The organism is Paenibacillus dendritiformis, from assembly GCF_021654795.1.
GTDB lineage: Bacteria > Bacillota > Bacilli > Paenibacillales > Paenibacillaceae > Paenibacillus_B.
Genome location: NZ_AP025344.1, coordinates 256,394 through 273,265, shown reverse-complemented (window position 1 = coordinate 273,265; position 16,872 = coordinate 256,394). Strand labels below are relative to the sequence as shown.

26 protein-coding genes are annotated in these 16,872 nt (G+C 48.1%); 9 read left to right on the top strand and 17 right to left on the bottom strand.

The window, feature by feature from the left end; translation table 11 throughout:
* The first annotated feature begins 414 nt into the window (after window positions 1–414).
* Window positions 415–849, top strand: a complete 435-nt coding sequence (locus L6439_RS01385) for an Imm53 family immunity protein (protein WP_237096704.1) — start codon at window positions 415–417, stop codon at window positions 847–849.
* 296 nt (window positions 850–1,145) lie between these two features.
* Here L6439_RS01385 and L6439_RS01380 read toward each other — a convergent pair whose 3' ends face one another.
* On the bottom strand, window positions 1,146–1,370 hold the full coding sequence (locus L6439_RS01380) for a helix-turn-helix domain-containing protein (RefSeq protein WP_213468661.1): 225 nt from the start codon (window positions 1,368–1,370) through the stop codon (window positions 1,146–1,148).
* Window positions 1,371–1,545: 175 nt separating this feature from the next.
* Between L6439_RS01380 and L6439_RS01375 the strand changes: the two genes are divergently transcribed.
* The 7 genes from L6439_RS01375 to L6439_RS01345 all read left to right on the top strand — a co-directional run bounded on the left by L6439_RS01375 (window position 1,546) and on the right by L6439_RS01345 (window position 5,343).
* Window positions 1,546–1,746, top strand: a complete 201-nt coding sequence (locus L6439_RS01375) for a hypothetical protein (RefSeq protein WP_213468660.1) — start codon at window positions 1,546–1,548, stop codon at window positions 1,744–1,746.
* 186 nt (window positions 1,747–1,932) lie between these two features.
* Window positions 1,933–2,088, top strand: a complete 156-nt coding sequence (locus tag L6439_RS01370) for a hypothetical protein (protein WP_213468659.1) — start codon at window positions 1,933–1,935, stop codon at window positions 2,086–2,088.
* A gap of 128 nt (window positions 2,089–2,216) precedes the next feature.
* Window positions 2,217–2,369 carry a hypothetical protein gene (locus tag L6439_RS01365; protein ID WP_213468658.1) on the top strand — a complete coding sequence of 51 codons (153 nt, stop codon included), beginning with the start codon at window positions 2,217–2,219 and terminating at the stop codon, window positions 2,367–2,369.
* 5 nt (window positions 2,370–2,374) lie between these two features.
* The gene (locus tag L6439_RS01360) at window positions 2,375–3,037 is read left to right on the top strand and encodes a DNA methyltransferase family protein (protein ID WP_213468657.1); all 663 of its coding nucleotides are present in this window, start codon (window positions 2,375–2,377) and stop codon (window positions 3,035–3,037) included.
* 73 nt (window positions 3,038–3,110) lie between these two features.
* The gene (locus L6439_RS01355; RefSeq protein WP_213468656.1) at window positions 3,111–4,487 is read left to right on the top strand and encodes an ISL3 family transposase; all 1,377 of its coding nucleotides are present in this window, start codon (window positions 3,111–3,113) and stop codon (window positions 4,485–4,487) included.
* A complete protein-coding gene (locus L6439_RS01350; RefSeq protein WP_213468655.1) occupies window positions 4,487–4,711 on the top strand; it encodes a hypothetical protein in 225 nt (74 codons plus the stop codon). Before L6439_RS01355 ends, L6439_RS01350 begins: the two co-directional genes overlap by 1 nt.
* Window positions 4,712–5,049: 338 nt before the next feature.
* Window positions 5,050–5,343, top strand: a complete 294-nt coding sequence (locus tag L6439_RS01345; RefSeq protein ID WP_213468654.1) for a hypothetical protein — start codon at window positions 5,050–5,052, stop codon at window positions 5,341–5,343.
* Between the two features lie 194 nt (window positions 5,344–5,537).
* Here the strand turns inward: L6439_RS01345 and L6439_RS01340 are convergent, their stop codons facing one another.
* From L6439_RS01340 to L6439_RS01330, 3 genes are all read right to left on the bottom strand, one after another.
* Window positions 5,538–5,873, bottom strand: a complete 336-nt coding sequence (locus L6439_RS01340; protein WP_237096703.1) for a YolD-like family protein — start codon at window positions 5,871–5,873, stop codon at window positions 5,538–5,540.
* Window positions 5,870–6,070, bottom strand: a complete 201-nt coding sequence (locus L6439_RS01335; RefSeq protein WP_213468653.1) for a hypothetical protein — start codon at window positions 6,068–6,070, stop codon at window positions 5,870–5,872. Before L6439_RS01335 ends, L6439_RS01340 begins: the two co-directional genes overlap by 4 nt.
* 260 nt (window positions 6,071–6,330) lie before the next feature.
* Window positions 6,331–6,960: a DUF3800 domain-containing protein gene (locus tag L6439_RS01330; RefSeq protein ID WP_237096702.1), complete on the bottom strand. Its 630-nt coding sequence runs from the start codon at window positions 6,958–6,960 to the stop codon at window positions 6,331–6,333.
* A gap of 249 nt (window positions 6,961–7,209) precedes the next feature.
* Here L6439_RS01330 and L6439_RS01325 point away from each other — a divergent pair, with 249 nt between their 5' ends.
* Window positions 7,210–8,070 carry an ATP-dependent DNA ligase gene (locus tag L6439_RS01325; RefSeq protein ID WP_213468652.1) on the top strand — a complete coding sequence of 287 codons (861 nt, stop codon included), beginning with the start codon at window positions 7,210–7,212 and terminating at the stop codon, window positions 8,068–8,070.
* A gap of 29 nt (window positions 8,071–8,099) precedes the next feature.
* Here the strand turns inward: L6439_RS01325 and L6439_RS01320 are convergent, their stop codons facing one another.
* The 13 genes from L6439_RS01320 to L6439_RS01265 form a co-directional block, all read right to left on the bottom strand.
* The gene (locus L6439_RS01320) at window positions 8,100–8,498 is read right to left on the bottom strand and encodes a hydrogenase (protein WP_237096701.1); all 399 of its coding nucleotides are present in this window, start codon (window positions 8,496–8,498) and stop codon (window positions 8,100–8,102) included.
* The gene (locus L6439_RS01315; RefSeq protein ID WP_213468650.1) at window positions 8,495–9,133 is read right to left on the bottom strand and encodes a Panacea domain-containing protein; all 639 of its coding nucleotides are present in this window, start codon (window positions 9,131–9,133) and stop codon (window positions 8,495–8,497) included. Before L6439_RS01315 ends, L6439_RS01320 begins: the two co-directional genes overlap by 4 nt.
* A 281-nt stretch (window positions 9,134–9,414) precedes the next feature.
* Window positions 9,415–10,077 (bottom strand): N-acetylmuramoyl-L-alanine amidase, encoded by a 663-nt coding sequence (locus L6439_RS01310; protein WP_213468649.1) that lies wholly within the window; start codon window positions 10,075–10,077, stop codon window positions 9,415–9,417.
* Entirely contained in the window at window positions 10,061–10,537 is a 477-nt protein-coding gene (locus L6439_RS01305) for a phage holin family protein (protein ID WP_213468648.1), read from the bottom strand. Before L6439_RS01305 ends, L6439_RS01310 begins: the two co-directional genes overlap by 17 nt.
* A 77-nt stretch (window positions 10,538–10,614) precedes the next feature.
* Window positions 10,615–10,722 (bottom strand): CD1375 family protein, encoded by a 108-nt coding sequence (locus tag L6439_RS29230; RefSeq protein ID WP_269155971.1) that lies wholly within the window; start codon window positions 10,720–10,722, stop codon window positions 10,615–10,617.
* Window positions 10,722–11,123 carry a hypothetical protein gene (locus L6439_RS01300; protein ID WP_213468647.1) on the bottom strand — a complete coding sequence of 134 codons (402 nt, stop codon included), beginning with the start codon at window positions 11,121–11,123 and terminating at the stop codon, window positions 10,722–10,724. The genes L6439_RS29230 and L6439_RS01300 overlap by 1 nt, the downstream gene beginning before the upstream one ends.
* Before the next feature lie 57 nt (window positions 11,124–11,180).
* Window positions 11,181–12,560 carry a hypothetical protein gene (locus tag L6439_RS01295; protein ID WP_213468646.1) on the bottom strand — a complete coding sequence of 460 codons (1,380 nt, stop codon included), beginning with the start codon at window positions 12,558–12,560 and terminating at the stop codon, window positions 11,181–11,183.
* Between the two features lie 5 nt (window positions 12,561–12,565).
* On the bottom strand, window positions 12,566–13,126 hold the full coding sequence (locus L6439_RS01290; protein WP_213468645.1) for a YmfQ family protein: 561 nt from the start codon (window positions 13,124–13,126) through the stop codon (window positions 12,566–12,568).
* Window positions 13,119–14,237, bottom strand: a complete 1,119-nt coding sequence (locus L6439_RS01285) for a baseplate J/gp47 family protein (protein ID WP_213468644.1) — start codon at window positions 14,235–14,237, stop codon at window positions 13,119–13,121. The genes L6439_RS01290 and L6439_RS01285 overlap by 8 nt, the downstream gene beginning before the upstream one ends.
* A complete protein-coding gene (locus L6439_RS01280; RefSeq protein WP_213468643.1) occupies window positions 14,237–14,692 on the bottom strand; it encodes a DUF2634 domain-containing protein in 456 nt (151 codons plus the stop codon). Before L6439_RS01280 ends, L6439_RS01285 begins: the two co-directional genes overlap by 1 nt.
* Window positions 14,685–15,056 carry a hypothetical protein gene (locus L6439_RS01275; RefSeq protein WP_420540583.1) on the bottom strand — a complete coding sequence of 124 codons (372 nt, stop codon included), beginning with the start codon at window positions 15,054–15,056 and terminating at the stop codon, window positions 14,685–14,687. Before L6439_RS01275 ends, L6439_RS01280 begins: the two co-directional genes overlap by 8 nt.
* 37 nt (window positions 15,057–15,093) lie before the next feature.
* A complete protein-coding gene (locus L6439_RS01270; RefSeq protein WP_213468641.1) occupies window positions 15,094–16,209 on the bottom strand; it encodes an XkdQ/YqbQ family protein in 1,116 nt (371 codons plus the stop codon).
* Entirely contained in the window at window positions 16,206–16,865 is a 660-nt protein-coding gene (locus L6439_RS01265; protein ID WP_213468640.1) for a LysM peptidoglycan-binding domain-containing protein, read from the bottom strand. Before L6439_RS01265 ends, L6439_RS01270 begins: the two co-directional genes overlap by 4 nt.
* Between the last annotated feature and the right edge of the window lie 7 nt (window positions 16,866–16,872).

Sequence of the window (16,872 nt, the reverse complement as noted above, 5' to 3'; positions counted from 1 at the left end):
GAACAGATTCTGTCATCTTCCCCAACATCCTCACCTTTGAAGTAAATGAGTACACAGTAAAATAAGCCGGATCAGAGCCACGGGATTTATCCCCTGGCTCTTTTATTTGCTTGCAAGACATACTCAAAAACGTCATTTTTTGATAAATGCAGATTCCATCCGTCTTCCAGCACCATATGTAGACAATTTTGCTGTGTGACGAGATAAGCCGCCGCCTCGCCCTGCAGGCGCCCTCATCGAGATATTTCTCATTCCCCCGGCTCCGCAATTATGCGTCCATATTTCGATGGACATTTTAACAAAGTAACTGGGCAAAAGATTAAAGAACCACACGTCCATGATCCTAAGACTCCAGGAGGAATTAGAGAACCTAGAAAATCAGGGAAAGAAACCCCTATGAAGTGGTGATTAAAAATGGATATATTAATTTGGTTGGAGAATTGGTTTTTACAGAACTGCGATAATGACTGGGAGCATAGTTATGGTTTCAGGATTGCTACATTGGATAACCCCGGTTGGTCTGCAGAAATTAGTTTAAATGAAACGAATCTGGAGGAAAAGGAATATCCAAAAACAATTATAGAACGTAGCAACAATGATTGGATTCAAACACTTTTAAGGGGTACGGTGGACCAAACAATCTTAGCGCGATACTGGAAATATTTAAAAAATGGGCATCAATTCATGCTTAGTCTAAATGACCTTGAGTGGCTTCGTGCTTTCAAGGTCTTTTTTGCGGTCATATGCATACCACGTTCTATTTGCTGTCGTTCGCAATGTCGGGGATTCAATCACTGGACAGCAAAATTGAGGAGAAAAAGCCGCTTTATCTGGATAAAGGGTAGATGATCGGTAGATGAGCATGCAAAACAAGAAAAATAGCGCGGCCCCCGGAAGCCCGGAAGCCGCGCCGTTATCGACATGTAAGTGGTGCTGGTGAAGGGAATTGAACCCCCGACCTACGCATTACGAGTGCGTTACCTCTCGGTACGGGAAGGTTTTATATCGACTCGTTCGCTGAATTATGAACATTCATATAAAAATAAGGTTCCGGAAGGTTTCGCAAGGTTTTGCATGTTGTTAGAAGAATGGTTAGAAGTTTGTTAGAAGCATTGGAATGTATATAGTAGCCCCGGCCCCGGTAATTATTCCCGGGGCTCTTGTTCGTTGTCTGGAACGTATTCCAATATGTCCTCTAAGTTGCATTCCAAAGCAGTGCACAACCTATTCAGCGTTTCAAAATTTGCTTGTGATGATCTGCCGTAGTACAGATCGGCTACGGTGTTTCGGGCCAGTCCGGTCATTCTAACTACGTCCGCTACTTTCAGTCGTTTCCGGCCCATCAATTCGCTTAACTTGTTGACGATCATTTGGTACTCCCCTTTCCGTTTTTCCTAACATCATAATAACAATCCTAATAAAAACAATCAACAACCTGACTAAAATGATTGACATCATAATCATTATGTTGTATATTATGTATAGGAAGGTGATTATATTAGTCACGATGTTAATCAAATAGACTTCCGGAAAGGGGTGAAATACATGGCAAAAAGCAAGCGAAAGAACAGGAACAAAAAGGTTCGGCCGCCGCAGCAAGAAAAGCAACAAGAGCAGCAAACCGAACCACAGCAAAAAGACGACCGGGTCTCGGCAAAGGAAATGGTTGGGCTTCTCACGGCAATCATCCAACTCCTAGCCGCCACCGTCACGCTAGTCCTACTCCTCATAAAAGGAGGTAAGTGATTAGCAAGCTACTCGCCCTTCGGGGCGGGTAGTGATTCGGTCGTCGAGAACAGTATACCATAAAAAATCTGGAGGGATACGATGAAAAAGATGCAGAATGTCACTGTAGTAGTCATGGTTGCCAATACCCTCATCAATTTGGTGATTCTGGGGATCGTTATCTTCAAATAAATGGGGGTTATCAATATGTACGAACCGATGGATATAATCGCAGCAATACAACGGGTAATAGCCGCTCGAAAATCACGCGGCGCCACGCCGGAAGCAATCGAGCGGTACAAGTCGCAAGTACTGACAATCTGGAAAGAACCTACAATGCAAGCTGCAATCAAGCAGATGTAACGCCAGGGGCTTCGGCCCCCCCTCTAAGGAGGATAAACGGGGTATGCAACTTTCAGGGTGAAGTGATCACCAATCGATAGAGTAGTAACACAAAACTTTCTTGAACAATCGAGGTGAAAAGTACCGCAATGAAAATAATCATCGAACGAAATGAAACTGGTTTGAATATCGAATTAGGAACTTCCGATTGGGATCACTACGAAGTGATCGGCATGTTGGAAATGGCTAAATTAACCGTCCAAAAGGAAATCGAAAAATTAATTAAAGAACGGTCGAGGTGATTGAAATGAAAAATATCAATAAATTGCTTGGAATAAGCGACTCCTACCAAGCACCAGCGAAAATAATGGAAATTCTGTATGACCGCAAAAAACGGGAAGAGTTGTTTATGAACTTTCTTGAAGCCTTCGATTTCGACGTTTCATATGATTGGTTTCATGACTACTTTCAAGATGAGCACGCTGACCGTAAAAACAAGAAGCAAGACTTCACTCCTGTATGTGTAGCAGATTTGCTTGTGTCACTGGTTGGTAGCGAAGGTACTGGTTACGATTGTGCGGCAGGTACGGGAGGCATCACAATTCGCAAATGGCAAGCAGATCGAATGCAGACTTCTCCGTTTGATTACAGACCATCTGAATATCTATACGTGTGCGAAGAATTAAGTGATAGAGCCATACCGTTCTTACTATTCAATGCCCTAATAAGAGGCATGAACGCCATTATTATTCATTGCGATGTCCTATCACGAAATACTTATGGCGTGTTCTTTGTGCAAAACGATAAGGACGATCATATGCAGTTCTCAAGCCTTAACGTAATGCCGTACTCCAAGGATGTTTCTGACTTTCTGGCTGTGAAGTTTGTGGAAGAACGTTATGAGAAATTGATTGAATCTACAGAATTCCCGTCACACTTAGGTGACTTAAGCATCAGGCAGGCGGTATAAAACCACCCTGAAAGTTCACCAATAGCCTTGTTAGTTGTATAATATTACCTATTAGACAACTTTCGAGGTGAAAATGATGCTAAATCTATCAGAATTCAATGTAATCGCAAAAGAACAAAACGAGCACTTCTATAAATTTACCGTAGAAAAGAACGAAACGCCTTACTTCTGCACTCAATGCGGTTGGATGAAGCCGATGTTCGGTGAATCAAACCTGTTCCCTGAAGACAACGGCAAGGACTTTAAACCCCATCAGATCAAGGAACGTGTCGTCTCAGACACATCAATGCACAACAAGGCTGTGAAGCTCGTAATACGCCACAGACGGTACAGATGCCCTGCTTGCGGGGGTACGTTCTACGAGATACTGGACAGCGTAGATAAGGGCGGGAAGGTCACTAAGCGGCTCGTAGAACACATGAAGCTAATGGCATTAAAGAAGCCATTCACCCACATCGCAGATGAGTACGGAGTATCTCACACGACTGTAAAACGGTACTTCGACGAGTATGTGGCAGACCAAGAGAAACACCGTTCCTTGGTTGCTCCAAGGGTCTTGGGGATAGACGAGGCACACCTTAACAAGGTTATGCGTGGTGTATTTACCGACAACGAGAATAACATGATCCTGGAGATTACAGCCGACAACCTGAAACGCACCGTCAAAGAGACGATCCAACGTATGGAAGGCTGGCAGAACATCGAAGTCGCTACGATCGACATGTGGACTGGATACAAGTACGCCGTTAAGGAGCTGGTTCCCAATGCGTTTGTGGTCATCGATAGGTTTCACGTCATCAAGTACGCCAACGGTGCTTTAGACAGTATCCGTATCGCAATTAAGAAAGGCTTATCGAAGCAGGAGCAACACGTTCTTACTCGTGATCGGTACGTTCTACTAAAGAACAAAGAGGACTTGAAGCCAGAAGAAATAATTAAGCGTGACTACTGGTTTAAGTGCTTCCCAATGCTTGCTACAGCGTACTGGCTCAAAGAGGATATGCGTGACATCTACAGACTATCAAAAGACCGCTATGAGGCGTTCCAACGCTTCTACAAATGGGAGCAAAGCATACCTACCGAGTTTAAGCAGTTCAAGGAGATCCAGAAGACATTCAACAACTTCAAGCAGGAGATATTCAATTACTTCCTGCATCCATTTACAAACGCCTATACCGAAAGCGTGAATAACATCATCAAGACGGTAGAAAAGGCAGGAAAGGGGTATTCATACGACGTGCTGAGAGCAAAGGTTTTATACGGTACGAGAGCAACTGTACGCAAACCGAAGTTCGATAAGGATATGAGTTTCGAACGCTTCGACAACATCCATTACCGTCCAGATGGTTCGATGGAGCCGATCACTATTTACAGCGATGAACCGAAACTCGTCACCGTTGGGACGGACATCACCACACTTTCTGACATTTTTGAGAGGGGTGAATTTTAGTGCGAATCATTTATGCAAGCATCAAAGAAGGCGACCGATTGATTTGTAATGTCATGAGTAATGGGAAGATCATCCCAGTCGATCATGTGGTTACAAAAAGCGGCTTGGATATGCATGGTGTAAGGCTCGACCTCAACAAAGAGGTTGTGATACTGGGTGCGAGCATTTTGGAGCACACACCACACAATTTCGATAAAAAAGAAGAGATGAATTTTAGTGGCTAACCCCACTATTTTCACCTCGAAAGTTCAATACCCGATAAACGTTTTGGAAACTATACACGGAGGATGTATCCATGAATCCTTACGAGAAAGTGTTCACTGAATTCGTACAGCATTTGAGCCCGGAAAGAGCGGCCTCTGAATCACGTATATTTTATACCGGGCAGGTCCGAAGAATTTTGAGTTGGACGGATCTGACGGATGCAAAACAGTTAGCGGAGATCCGAGCGCTTGATCACGCGTTTAGGACGATTGTTAAGCCGGCGGAAAACTGAGTCGCGGCCACTCAATATAGTGTAGTAATATACAGACATAGAGTAAATCATAAGGGAGGTGTTTGCATGAGCACATGGCAAGGCCGTGATCTGGTCGTGAAAGAAATGACGCTAGATGAACTAAAGGATGTAATGTCTAAGGAGGACGTCCGCAGTCTCGAAATGAGGCTGCACCAAAGCGAGATCCTAAAATCAAATATCAAAAAAATAGAGGACTTCTACTCGTTCGAATTTTTTGCAGAAACAAAACATGCACGGAAACTGATTGCAGGCCACTATATAAATAAGAGCGGAATATATTATACTTGCGACATGAGCCTGGACCACGCCCAAGCCCTGTTTGATTGGGCAAGGTCATAATAATATAGCCCTGGATCGCTCCGGGGCTTATCTTCTTCCAAATGAGTCATATACAGGCTTTTCGCAGCGCACGCATGTGTATACGCCGTCGATCCATTTCCCTTTCATGGCCGCCATACAGTTGCAAAGATTAGGATCATTTAGCTTCGCTGCTACCGGCTTCTCTGTCCGTTCTAATTTCTCTCTCCAATCCTTCATAAATCATTCACCCCCAGTATGTCATGAACTGAAATCCAGCGTTTCTCATCCCCTTCCCGCAGCCGGACACGCTGCCCAATCATATCAATGTCCACTACGACGCCGACAACCTCCCGCCGATCAAACGGATCATAAAGCTGCAAGGTAATAGGCTCCCGGTTTTCCATGGACCATTGAAGGCGTCGTGAAAGCTCTTCAACCACCTGATCGTCGAGGTTCGGCCGCTCCTGGCGATGCTGCTCGCGTTGGTGCCGGAGTAACGCCTCTTTGTGCTGCGGGATGATCATACGGCTGGACTCCCAAATACCATTGCCACCAAGTTTCTTTCTCAAGCGGTACGCCCCCTGACCGGCTGCCAGGACAAAATACGTTCGATCCTAAACGGGCGCCACGCCCCCGCTGTCAGGCATGTTGCGTGTAGCACGCCGTCCCGAATGCTGCGGACGACGATCCGCCGCTGCGTAATGCTGCCATTTCGGTCCTCATAGATAATCTCAACTTGTCGGCCGACATATTGATCCAGCCTCATTCCCATCATCTCCGTATAGAACGTTTGTTCTTATTATATGCGAATGTGCGTTCTTGTTTCAATAACAAAAAAACTCCCATAAAGGGAGTTGGGTGATTTTCTTCATGCATGCGCGCTACCAATAATACGACTACCACACAGGCAGTTTATGTGTTTAAGTATTGTCACACGTATTTATTGGGTTTACACGCGCATGTTTTAGGTAACTTTAGGATACACCAGAACAAGAAAAAAGTAAAGATTTAACTGAGAAAAATTGTTTATCTGTTGATTGTTAAAACTTTACTGGTTCCAAAATATGCTCTTGGAAATAACTCACGCTGTACAACTTTATTTTCAAATAATGAATAATAATATCCATAATCATATTGATATTTTGTTTGAACAGCATTAGCAATAAAGTCCGCAGCCTGAATACCGTAAGAGTTTTGGGACTCCATGTATTTCACGTTTATTGAATACCTGCACTGAAATTCATATTGCATTTTTATTTTTATATAATCTGCAAAAGAATTAACTGATTGCACCCTTATAGTCCGGTTATCCAGGACAATATTAAGATGGTTAACATTGGGGATTCTTGCGTATGGCGTAATAAGAAAATGGAGCATATAGTTATACAAAAGATTTGAATCTTCTTTTAGTCTGCTTTTTACATTTTCTAAATCCGCCACTATATATCTTATTTCCACTTCTTTAGACGCTATCTTTCTTAGATAATAATCTTTGATGACGGGATTTGAATCACTAGCCTTTACTTCCTGAAACCTCTTAAAATAAGGAAATTGTCTTTTTGTTTTTAATTCCGCCCTACTTAAAGCGTTATTTAATTGTTTATCATTTTTACAAGCCACACAAGCAATTGTAAAGTATCTTCCGTCTCGTCCCATGTTACCCGATTCGTCAAAAAAGAGATTCACATCATCACCCAGGAATATAGTAATAGTCTAGCATGTCTATATAATAGGATCATTATACTATATCTTTTGGAAAATATACACTTTTGGCAACGCGTAATCAAATCTTCATCTTTGTGAATAAGTGCGACAAGACATTTCCCTTATCCGAATTTTCTCCCTTACATTACTTTCCACCTCCATAATATAAAATCTATTGGTACAATTACCGAAGGTGATGACATGTTTATACCTCCAATGCTTCTCGAGACGGCCGAGGCAGCATTCAACGACGACAACTATATATTTGAACCTAAATTTGACGGCCATAGAGCGATTCTTTCGATTATCGGCGGCCGCATCCGGATATACACACGGCACCATAATGAATGTACCCAACAATACCCGGAGCTGTTATCCACGCCGTTCGGCGAGGATATGATCCTTGACGGCGAGATCGTATGCATCGATCCCGCTGGGGTCGTTGATTTTGAGGCCGTCATGACGCGGTTCCAGGCGCGCCGCTCAGACAGTATCAACCGGCTTATGGGGCAGTTGCCGGCCACCTACGTTGTATTTGATATCTTGAGTTATCGCGGCGTGGACCTGCGTGGGTTACCACTCATGCAGCGCAAGGAAATACTTACGACAGCCTCTCTCCCGCCCAATGGACACATAGCCATTTGCCCATTTATCGAAGGCGCCGGAGAAGCGTTATACGCCGATATCTGCTCTCGAAGCATGGAAGGCATCGTGTGCAAGCGGAAGGATAGTACGTATGTCAGCCGGCGATCAACGTCATGGCAGAAAGTAATTAACTGGACTTATACGGACGTGTGGATCGGCCGGTATAGGAAGGACGAGTTTGGTTGGATTGCGGCTATCGATGATGGGGCCGGGAGATTGCGGCCGGCGGGGGCTATAGAGTTTGGCGTGACTCCAGATCACAAACGTGCATTTTATGGAGTACGTCACTCCCTTATTACTGGCGAGGATAAGAATAATGTTTACTTGCAGCCGACGGTAAGGGCGAAGGTGAAAACGCGGAATTGGACGAAGGCGGGCATGTTACGTGATCCGGTATTCGTGGAGTTTTTAATATAAAAAGCCTCGGAGAAATCCGGGGCTTTTCTTTAATCCAGTTCAGTTCCTGTGAGTAGAATTTGAAGCGCTGTTAATTGGAGTAATTGCGTTTCAGTTAATACCCCCACCGGCCCTTCCAAATCAATTTTTAAAAGTGGCTGGGCACAACCTAACCTAATTAGCGAGGTCCGATCTATGTAATTACCTTTTTGGGGTGTAATCTCCAAATCATTATCACGCTTCATTTCAATGCAACTTGATAATGGAGCTACGTTTATTACCCAGGCTCGCGGGTCGGAATTTGCCTCACAGTGATGGATTATACATACCAACCGTGATTCATGCTGTGTTCTAGTTACATACTTTTCTTCTGGAAAAACAACATATTCATCTTTTACTTTATATATTTCCCCATACTGAAATACCCGATCATCGAACGGGTATTTCACTCGTTTTCTCTTTCCCATGCACCAGCTGCCCTTTCTCGAAGAACTTTAAATTGTTCTAGTTCTGCCTGAATTGCATCGAAATACTCCTCATCAGTACCACGTGATGATAAATCGATCGTCTTGGCTGCTTGTTTTATCTGGCTGAGTTTAAACAAGGGCTTTAACGGCTTTCTTTCCTTCATGCCAATCAGTCCCTTATAATAGTCTCGCATTACATTTATGTCGATAATATTTGTACATTTTTCACCATAAGGCGTAGCCCCGCGAGCTTGCCTCCAAGGTATTTCCATATGCGTTTGCTTCTCTAACCATTTTGGGTCTTTATCCCAAAATTTATTCCATACTGTATCCATTACCTCCATCATGCAGGAGGTAAATTTATTTATATTCACAGAAGTAGGAAATGGTAACGGCTGATAGCCCGCTGATCGGTATCTGGAATAGAGGGCGGGACTCACTGGACCATGCGCCCAAGCCTCAAATATAGATGTAAACATTTCTTCCCCGTACTCTGCCGAATAATACGCCTGGGCATAATAACACATCTTTTGTAACTGTAAGTGTGTAACCGCACGCCCTTCACGCTTGTATCTATCCAAGAAGTAGTCGGCAACATCAAATACAGTGGGTTCCATTCTTCTCCCCCCTTTATTTAACCACTTGTTGACTAAATAGTAACACATATTTTCCCATATGGCTAAGAAAATTTTCCCACCCCTTGTTTTCGTCCATCCCCTTGTCATCCCAAGCACCCCAAAAATCGCATTTTTCGTTCGCTATCTTGATTCTAATCTCTGTAATCGGTTACTTCCCGGCCATCTTCCGGCCAATTTTAGCGCAAAAAAAGGAGCCCCACCAGCACAATGCCAGCAGAGCTCCTTTTCACCGGTGCCTCCGGATTTTATTCCAGTATATGCTATTTCCCCGAGGACTTCAACATACGATCCACGACAACAGCAATTTCTGCCCGCGTAATCGGCTCGTTCGGCGCGAAGCCGTTTCCGCGCCCGGACATAATGCCCGCATTCATGACTCTTCGGATCGAAGCCTCTGCCCAATGGCCGGCATAGTCCGGCTGCTTTGGTTTGTCCAATGTCCCCAACTCCTTCTCCACCATTTTCTCAAACTCTCCCCAACGCGGCAGTATCCGGCTCGGACAAGCCTTCCCGCTCCAATGGCGATGCGGTACAACACGGCTGACCGGTATTGCGTGCCGCTTGCACAGCAGAGCGATCAGCCCCGCCGCCCGCTGCCACGCTTTCGGCTCGTCCATGCCCTGGTACATGCAGACCTCGATGCCGATGGATGACGCGTTTCCGGGGCCGCTGCCGTCGCCGGCATGCCATCCCTGCTCGTCGTCCCGCAGGTGCTGATAGACTTCTCTGTCATCAACCGTGTAATGCCAGCTTTTCTGCGCTCCCGCGCTCCCGTTCAAGATATACCGGCTATGTGCTTCGGCTGTAGCTCCCGGAGCGCTATTGTCTGTATTGTGGATCGTGATATATTGCGGTTTCATCGACCGGCTCGGCTTGTTGGGCCGCCCGTCTGGAAGCAATCGCTGCTTAATTTCGATGGTCATGATCATCTACTTCCTTTCCTTTTTCGTTCAACTGCTCCAGAAAAGAAACTAACTTCGGAGGCAAGTCCACGCCGTAAACTCCCAAGTTTTCAACGACGGATAGCCCCTCCCGCCCAGCGTAAAAGAATATCGCGATGGTCCGGAAGAGGAGCGAACCGGGTTGAATCCATGAATCAATCAGAGCGGCGAGGCCAATCACGAACAGAATCGTCATCTTTCGAATACCGCCCCAGAACATAACCTCACTGTTGACTGTTTTAGTTTTAAATGCTCCGAGAAGGCCCGTAATGTAATCCGCAGCCATGAGAACCAGCAAAAATATTAATGGCTGATCCCAGCCGCCGAGCAATGATCCCAACGTCCCGATAAACGCCGTACCGGCACCCCATGTCGCCTCTTTGGCATTGGCTCCAGCGGCAGCCGTCCAGACGGTGAGCCCTAATTCTTTCAAATGATTCATACTTGAACCCCCTCAAATGAAATAGCCCCCACGCTGCCGTGAGGGCATAAAATAGCGCCATACCATAGGGCAGGCGCTTACGCTTCTTGTTCCAACAACGCTTCTACAGCAGATCTCCAACGCAGTGGTACATCTTCGATTTTCTTGAGACTCTTGCGAATCAAATCCCAATAAATGAGTGCCATTACTTCTCACCTCCTTCTACGCTCATCTCGGCAAGCTCAGTAAGACCCAACTGCGTATTGGTAATGTCTTTCTCCTGAGTTTCTGCCAGCTCAGTAATAGCTAATTGGGTATTCGTATTATCTTTCTCTTGGGCCTCCGCAAGCTCGGCGAGGGCGAATTTGATTTCGACGTTTTCCTTCATCAGTTCCAGCAGCTTTGACTCCAAGGTATCCGGGCGCTCATAGTCATAATAAAGCCGAGCCTTTTCCACGTCGATTTTCAGCACCGCCCGCAGACCAAGAATATGTTCCGGTTGCGGTATTTCGCCTTCGACGTGTATCCCCGGTTCTGACATCTGCTCCTCTGTAGGATTGTGGTAGATGGTTTCTACCCTATAATTTCGGTCGTAAATAACATACATGCTATCCCTCCTAATATTGGACTAATCTCGTTGCCAAGCCCCGCTTTCGTGGAACTATTATGCAAAGATGTATTCCCAATTTACAGATGCCGAAGCACTACCCCACGTGTTTCCAGTGACGCCTCGTTCGTACAGTTCGCCCATACCCCTGATTTGAAGCCCACCACTCACATTAAGCGAGGTTATGGCGACTTCTATTTGTATTTCGCTGCTTGAGCTTGTGCCTGTATTTCGCTTAACACCACGGTACAAAATATTTTGTCTTTCGAGGTCAATAATCATCCACAGGATGTCGTAAGAGTCCCCGTACAATGCAAGCGAGCCTTCAGTGTTTGATGTTTCTGAATAGGCGATGTCGACCTCCCTGCCATTTGTATCTCTAATATATAGTCTTGCTCGTGTACTACAACCACGCGCATGAGAGCTTACATATGTGCCGACCCCGCCGTCCCGCACAGTAAAGAACGATGCCGTCTTTGCTCCGGCGGGTATATCAATGATGGCATCATCTGATTTACCAACGAAGGAGTCAGATGGGGTTGTAATTCTCTTGTATGGTAATCTCGCTCTTGTAACTTGTACCCCTGTCTGTATTCGGTTGACTCCAGCGGCCAGTTCGGGAAACGTACTGTAAGCGGAGACTGGCCCGCCGCCTTTGCCGTTGATGGCCTCCGCTATTACCCCTTTGCCATCAACGACAGATTGCTTTACCAATAAAAGCTCATCGTACACTTGTTTAACAGCCACGGGGGATGCAGCCGAGTAATTAGGAGCGAGCCCGTCTACCCCGTCATAAAGCCGCACGACTCCATGCCCCGTAGTGGTCGCGGCAGGCAGACGTGCAGCCGCCATTGTGCCGGTTGTGATATCGGATGCATCATGTTTATGTTCTTTTGGTGCAGCCCCCACATCCGCGGCAGTCAGAGCTACATCACCTGTCTTACCGTTTACCGATTTGACCGGAGCGTCGGATGCCTTCTCGTCGGTGTATGCCTTCGCCTCCTTCAACGCCTGCGCTACCTTTTCCGCCGATCCGGCCGTGGTTTCTTGCTCGAGAAATGCTGACCAAGCCTTTTGAGTACTTGACCACCTACGCGTCCAGATGCGCTGTGTGGCTATGTTCGTTTCAAAAACCATTTGCGACACTCTGTTTTTTCCTGTCACAAAAGTGATAACCTGCCCGTTGTTAACCGGCCACCCCAAATCCATGCCGTCGTAGTCCAAGTAAAACATGGATACACCCTTGGGGTACCCGCCCCCCTCGTCTTCGGCCTTAAAAGCTTTCGCGGGCAAGATTTTTGCAGTGCCCCAGTCAGCAGCTGCCCGGTCTATCTTGTCCCAGTTCTCATTTAACATCGTCGTGACGTTAAACGTCTTATCCCCATCCGTTATGGGGTCTACCTTGTATAGCTCCAAATTAGGTGTATTATTGGCCAAATTGCTCACCCCCCTGCAAATTTGCTTAACTTGGTTTCTTGGAGTTGATTGATTGTCATCACGTTGTGGATGTCCCGGATAAGCAAATAACTGAATTCATATTCAACCTTCAAATGCGCCGGCTTAATCTCCTCGATGACCATCTTCAGATCATCCAGGTTAGGTGGGACGCCGATGGTGTCCACAAACTTAATCGTGAAACTCCACTCAGTTGGTTGAAATGATACGTCAACTGTTCCGCCGTCGTACGCCTCAGCCACACTCTTCACGAGGCGACCAGAGAATTTCCCTGCCCCGCGCAGCTTCGATTCAACAACCGCTCGCCGTTGCTCGATCGGTTTACCTTTCTCCGTCGGGATACCCAACTCCATCTCCCAACGGTCCAGCCCCCAGGTCGCTGTCCGGACGAAGAACTGCTCCAGAGTCTCGTCCATGGCCCGCAAAAGCATGTCCAGTTCCGCTCCCTTTGCCTGCATATCGGACTGCATAACTCGGGACGTCTCGTAGTAGGCAGGAAGAAAGGAGAACATCTCTCTGCCCTGTGGGCTCGCTATAAGGTCACTCATAAACATCCACCGTCCCCAATACCGCTACCTGGCCGGGGCCGATCTCGATATTAGCGTCGTTAAGGCCATTGATAGACAAACTCGTAAAATCAATGATCGGCGGGATGTCTAGGAGTACCGCGGCGATCCGCGTGTAGCGGACAAGCGGATCAACAAAGGCCAGCTGCTTCAGGTACTGACGGGTGCCGTTCTGTATCAGCGTCCTCACCTCTTCCAATGAAGCCCCACTGGCCAGAGTGAGTTTCACCCGGACGCTGATCGGTACTTCCTCGGCTGCCATCACCGTCACGATCGGCCCCGCTGGCGCCATCCCCTCTCCCTGCCCGTCCATCGTTGGGTCAATGTACTCTTGGGCTGCCTGGACAATCTCGTCAGATGCAGCGCGCTTCTCGACGTCCAACAAATAGACGCCAACCGTCCCCGGGCCGTCCCAAAGAGGATGAACCTGAACGCCCCCCACGCCCGGCACTTCTCCGGCCCACTGGATGTACTGAGCCTTGTTACCGCTCGTACCCTGATTCCTGACCCTGGCGTAAAAGCGTTCAAGAAGCGATTCGTCCGATTCTGTGTCCGCCCCGCCGATTGTCTCTTTAGTATTCGTCACGGACGTCACGCCGGCTATTGGGGTGGACATGACCTCGATGACGCCAGCGGGCACATTCCCATTTCGGCCAGGGATGAGGGCACGAATCGCTGCAATACCTTCCCCATTGACATCCAGCGTCACGGCTGCAGTCGTCTCATATTCGATAGATGACTCGCCCGATATCTCGTCCGCTGGCGTCGCGACAATGGTCTGAGCTGGTATCACCTTTCCGGCCGTGCCGCTGAATTTGACCTCCCCCACGGCTGCCACCGCCGCCCGCCGGACTACGCCGTGCTCCGCCGTCCTAAGGTCCAGATACTCCCCGAAAGTCGTACTGGCAAAGCCGCGTTCCAGAACTTGCTGCGCCCACACCGCAGCCTCAGACAACACGAAGGCAACCGGTGCCTGGGCATCCCAAATAAAAGAACCCTCGGAAACGTCGATATCCGAGGGCACACGGTCCAGCATGCGCTGCATAATTTCATCTTCGGTTTGCTCTTGCAGATAGAGCGGTAAATTCGCCATCAGGTCTCCACCCGCCCTTCAATAGCCTCCGTCTCTTCTCGCACATTTTGAATACGGCACGAGAAATGACAGCCGTCACCGGACCAGGAAAACGTAAACCCGTCGACGCTGGCCGTTCGCGGGTCGACCATCAGCGTTTCGGTCACAATACGCTGGATCTCGCTCTCGATGACAGCCCGGCTGTACCCCTTTCCGATCAGACTGTCGAATTCTTCGCCATGCTCCCGTGAGTATATCAGGTGCCGGTACCGCGGCGTCCGGATCGCTTTCTCGCACCACATGATCCAGGCTTCCGTTTCGTTTGCGGCGGCGACTTTCCGTGTCGGGGTCATGACGAAGTCGCCCTTCTCGAAATCAAAACGCCAGCTTCTGCCGAATGCGACATCCGGCTCCGTAGCCTCTTCCGTCTCCTCCGTCCAATCGTTTTCAATATCCACTGGGAACAGGTTAGGCATTGTTATTGTTCACCACCCTGCACATCACCACAAAATCAGCTCCGCCGTTAGTCGGCAGCACCAGAACACGCTCGCCAGGCAGCAGCCCAGCGGCCAGATTGACACGTACTTGCTCAATCAGGGTCGGTTCAAACTCAAACAACGCCCGCTGCGATTTCGGCCCGCTGGCGCCCCCTTCCTCGTCCACAGGCGATGCAGTGGTCCCGATCATCGAAAAGGCCGGAAGGTGCAGCGTAACTAGGAAGTCGGCCACAAGGTAGTCCTGGACCTCATGCTTGAAGTTGTCGAGCTTGAGGCCAGTCTCCGTGATCGTCCCCAGCTCGGCCGGGACGCCGGAAAGCATCTCATCTGCCTGCATCTGCATTCCTCCACGCAGGGTCCGCGCGATAATATCAAACGGATCAGTACTCAAGAAAATACCTCCTCTTTACGTAGTCGGTCGAGCCAAGTTCAAGCGTCATGTGACCGGGCTCCCCCAGCTCATGGACCACGGACATGACTATCAGAGTCATCCCGTTAAGCTTCACGGCGTCACCAGCCCGAATTGTGTTCAAGTCAAGGGTCGTGACGCTGAAAGTCTGCTGAATCCCTGTAAGCATGGATTCAGCCAGTTTCTTGGCCGCCGCTGGTGTTTTGACGTCCTCATCTTGGACCATCCGCTGCAGCGTTCCCAGCTTGGCCGTCTGGCCCGTTGCAATTGCGAGGATCTTGGACGGCAGCTCAACCTTTGATGCTTTGACCTTGGGCTTCTTGCCACCCCTGCCCTTTTGAACCTTTGCCCCATATAGGCGCCCATACTCTTCCAACGTCATGCCCTCTGGTATCTCCGGGGTGGCCTTCCCACTCGACTTGGATTTTGTTTTTTCTTTCCGGTCTTCTGTCCCGATCACCTTTACCTTGGTGATGGTGCCTTCCAAGGTTCTCGTTTGCGTCAGCTCTTCAATCGATTGGAGCTCCCACACCGTCTTGTTGCTGCCCACCTTGAATAGTTCCAAGCCTGTTGTTGTCATCCGTGGAATGTACATATCCCCGCCGGATTTGACCGTTTCTTGCAAGTCGGCAGTAATCATTTTGTATAGCGGTCTCGGGCGGTACACGGCTTTTTTTAGCTTTGTCTTGGTGTCCGGAACTGTCGAAAGCTTGATCCCCCAATCCGCCGCATACTTCCGCAGCCGCTGGGTCGCGGTTTGTCCGGCCGGGAATAGATATTCATCCTCTGACCTCGCCAAGTATATGGTGCGATCGTATATGAGCACGTCCATGTGCTTTGATTCTTTGGTTTTGCTTGTGCATTCCCAAACGACGCCGGGATTCAAGAGGTAAACCATCTTTTCGGCCCCATATGGGACGCCACTCACACGGATCTCTTGCCCGGGCTCGATGTTCAGACCCGTGGCCGGGATCTTGAGCTTTATTTCTGCTTGATACGATATTTGATCGAGAGCATCCTTAAGCGTGATGCTTTCGATCAACTCCCGCAAATAATACTTGTTCTGCAGCACCACTTCATAACTCATGTCGGCATCACCAACTTCGTTCCGGGCTTAATTTTGTTCGGGTCTTGACCTATCGCCTTTTTATTCAACTCGTAAAGTGCCTTCCACTTGCTACTGCTGCCGAGCTCCATTTTCGCAATTTTTGATAGGGTATCCCCTTTCCGCACGACATACGTCTTGGGCGTCGGCTTCGTATCCGGTCGAGTGGTCTTCCCGCTTTGCGAAGGGGCCTTATTTGCTGCCGGCTTCTTTGTCGGTACTTTCGTATGCACCCTTGCACGCCGCCAAGTTCTCAAGGTGAGCTCAAAGTAGATGTCGCCCGGCTCCCCACCCTTGAACGTGGTGGTATGGCCAGACACCAGAACCAGTACATTAACGGGCGTGCCAGTGATGATGAAACGGACTGGCTGCTTGTCCTGGATCATCTTGTTCAGCCAGTTCATGGCCGTGTGCGGTTCCGGGATATTTTCATAATTGCAATACCCGGAATCGTACACCTGTGGAAAAAAAGAAGAGAAGGCGATTTCCTTCACCTTCTCCCCGCTGGGAAAGTCAAATTCCCCGTATGACATGACGTTGACGGTCTCAATTCCCTTTTCCCTCCGGATGGTCACTTCCTCGGGATTGACGGGGAAATATAGGTTTTTCCCCTTCGCATCAATGAGATGAAACTCCATATTCCCC

Excerpts from the sequence above, each read along its gene's own strand:
- L6439_RS29230 (WP_269155971.1), bottom strand. The coding sequence starts at position 10,722 with ATGGCACTCATTTATTGGGATTTGATTCGCAAGAGTCTCAAGAAAATC.
- L6439_RS01270 (WP_213468641.1), bottom strand. The coding sequence starts at position 16,209 with ATGAGTTATGAAGTGGTGCTGCAGAACAAGTATTATTTGCGGGAGTTG.
- L6439_RS01380 (WP_213468661.1), bottom strand. The coding sequence starts at position 1,370 with ATGATCGTCAACAAGTTAAGCGAATTGATGGGCCGGAAACGACTGAAA.
- L6439_RS01285 (WP_213468644.1), bottom strand. The coding sequence starts at position 14,237 with ATGGCGAATTTACCGCTCTATCTGCAAGAGCAAACCGAAGATGAAATT.
- L6439_RS01385 (WP_237096704.1), top strand. The coding sequence starts at position 415 with ATGGATATATTAATTTGGTTGGAGAATTGGTTTTTACAGAACTGCGAT.
- L6439_RS01370 (WP_213468659.1), top strand. The coding sequence starts at position 1,933 with ATGTACGAACCGATGGATATAATCGCAGCAATACAACGGGTAATAGCC.
- L6439_RS01275 (WP_420540583.1), bottom strand. The coding sequence starts at position 15,056 with ATGCAGATGCAGGCAGATGAGATGCTTTCCGGCGTCCCGGCCGAGCTG.
- L6439_RS01355 (WP_213468656.1), top strand. The coding sequence starts at position 3,111 with ATGATGCTAAATCTATCAGAATTCAATGTAATCGCAAAAGAACAAAAC.
- L6439_RS01280 (WP_213468643.1), bottom strand. The coding sequence starts at position 14,692 with ATGCCTAACCTGTTCCCAGTGGATATTGAAAACGATTGGACGGAGGAG.
- L6439_RS01290 (WP_213468645.1), bottom strand. The coding sequence starts at position 13,126 with ATGAGTGACCTTATAGCGAGCCCACAGGGCAGAGAGATGTTCTCCTTT.
- L6439_RS01335 (WP_213468653.1), bottom strand. The coding sequence starts at position 6,070 with ATGAGGCTGGATCAATATGTCGGCCGACAAGTTGAGATTATCTATGAG.
- L6439_RS01345 (WP_213468654.1), top strand. The coding sequence starts at position 5,050 with ATGAGCACATGGCAAGGCCGTGATCTGGTCGTGAAAGAAATGACGCTA.
- L6439_RS01305 (WP_213468648.1), bottom strand. The coding sequence starts at position 10,537 with ATGAATCATTTGAAAGAATTAGGGCTCACCGTCTGGACGGCTGCCGCT.
- L6439_RS01310 (WP_213468649.1), bottom strand. The coding sequence starts at position 10,077 with ATGACCATCGAAATTAAGCAGCGATTGCTTCCAGACGGGCGGCCCAAC.
- L6439_RS01325 (WP_213468652.1), top strand. The coding sequence starts at position 7,210 with ATGTTTATACCTCCAATGCTTCTCGAGACGGCCGAGGCAGCATTCAAC.
- L6439_RS01375 (WP_213468660.1), top strand. The coding sequence starts at position 1,546 with ATGGCAAAAAGCAAGCGAAAGAACAGGAACAAAAAGGTTCGGCCGCCG.
- L6439_RS01360 (WP_213468657.1), top strand. The coding sequence starts at position 2,375 with ATGAAAAATATCAATAAATTGCTTGGAATAAGCGACTCCTACCAAGCA.
- L6439_RS01330 (WP_237096702.1), bottom strand. The coding sequence starts at position 6,960 with ATGGGACGAGACGGAAGATACTTTACAATTGCTTGTGTGGCTTGTAAA.
- L6439_RS01365 (WP_213468658.1), top strand. The coding sequence starts at position 2,217 with ATGAAAATAATCATCGAACGAAATGAAACTGGTTTGAATATCGAATTA.
- L6439_RS01265 (WP_213468640.1), bottom strand. The coding sequence starts at position 16,865 with ATGGAGTTTCATCTCATTGATGCGAAGGGGAAAAACCTATATTTCCCC.
- L6439_RS01300 (WP_213468647.1), bottom strand. The coding sequence starts at position 11,123 with ATGTATGTTATTTACGACCGAAATTATAGGGTAGAAACCATCTACCAC.
- L6439_RS01315 (WP_213468650.1), bottom strand. The coding sequence starts at position 9,133 with ATGGAACCCACTGTATTTGATGTTGCCGACTACTTCTTGGATAGATAC.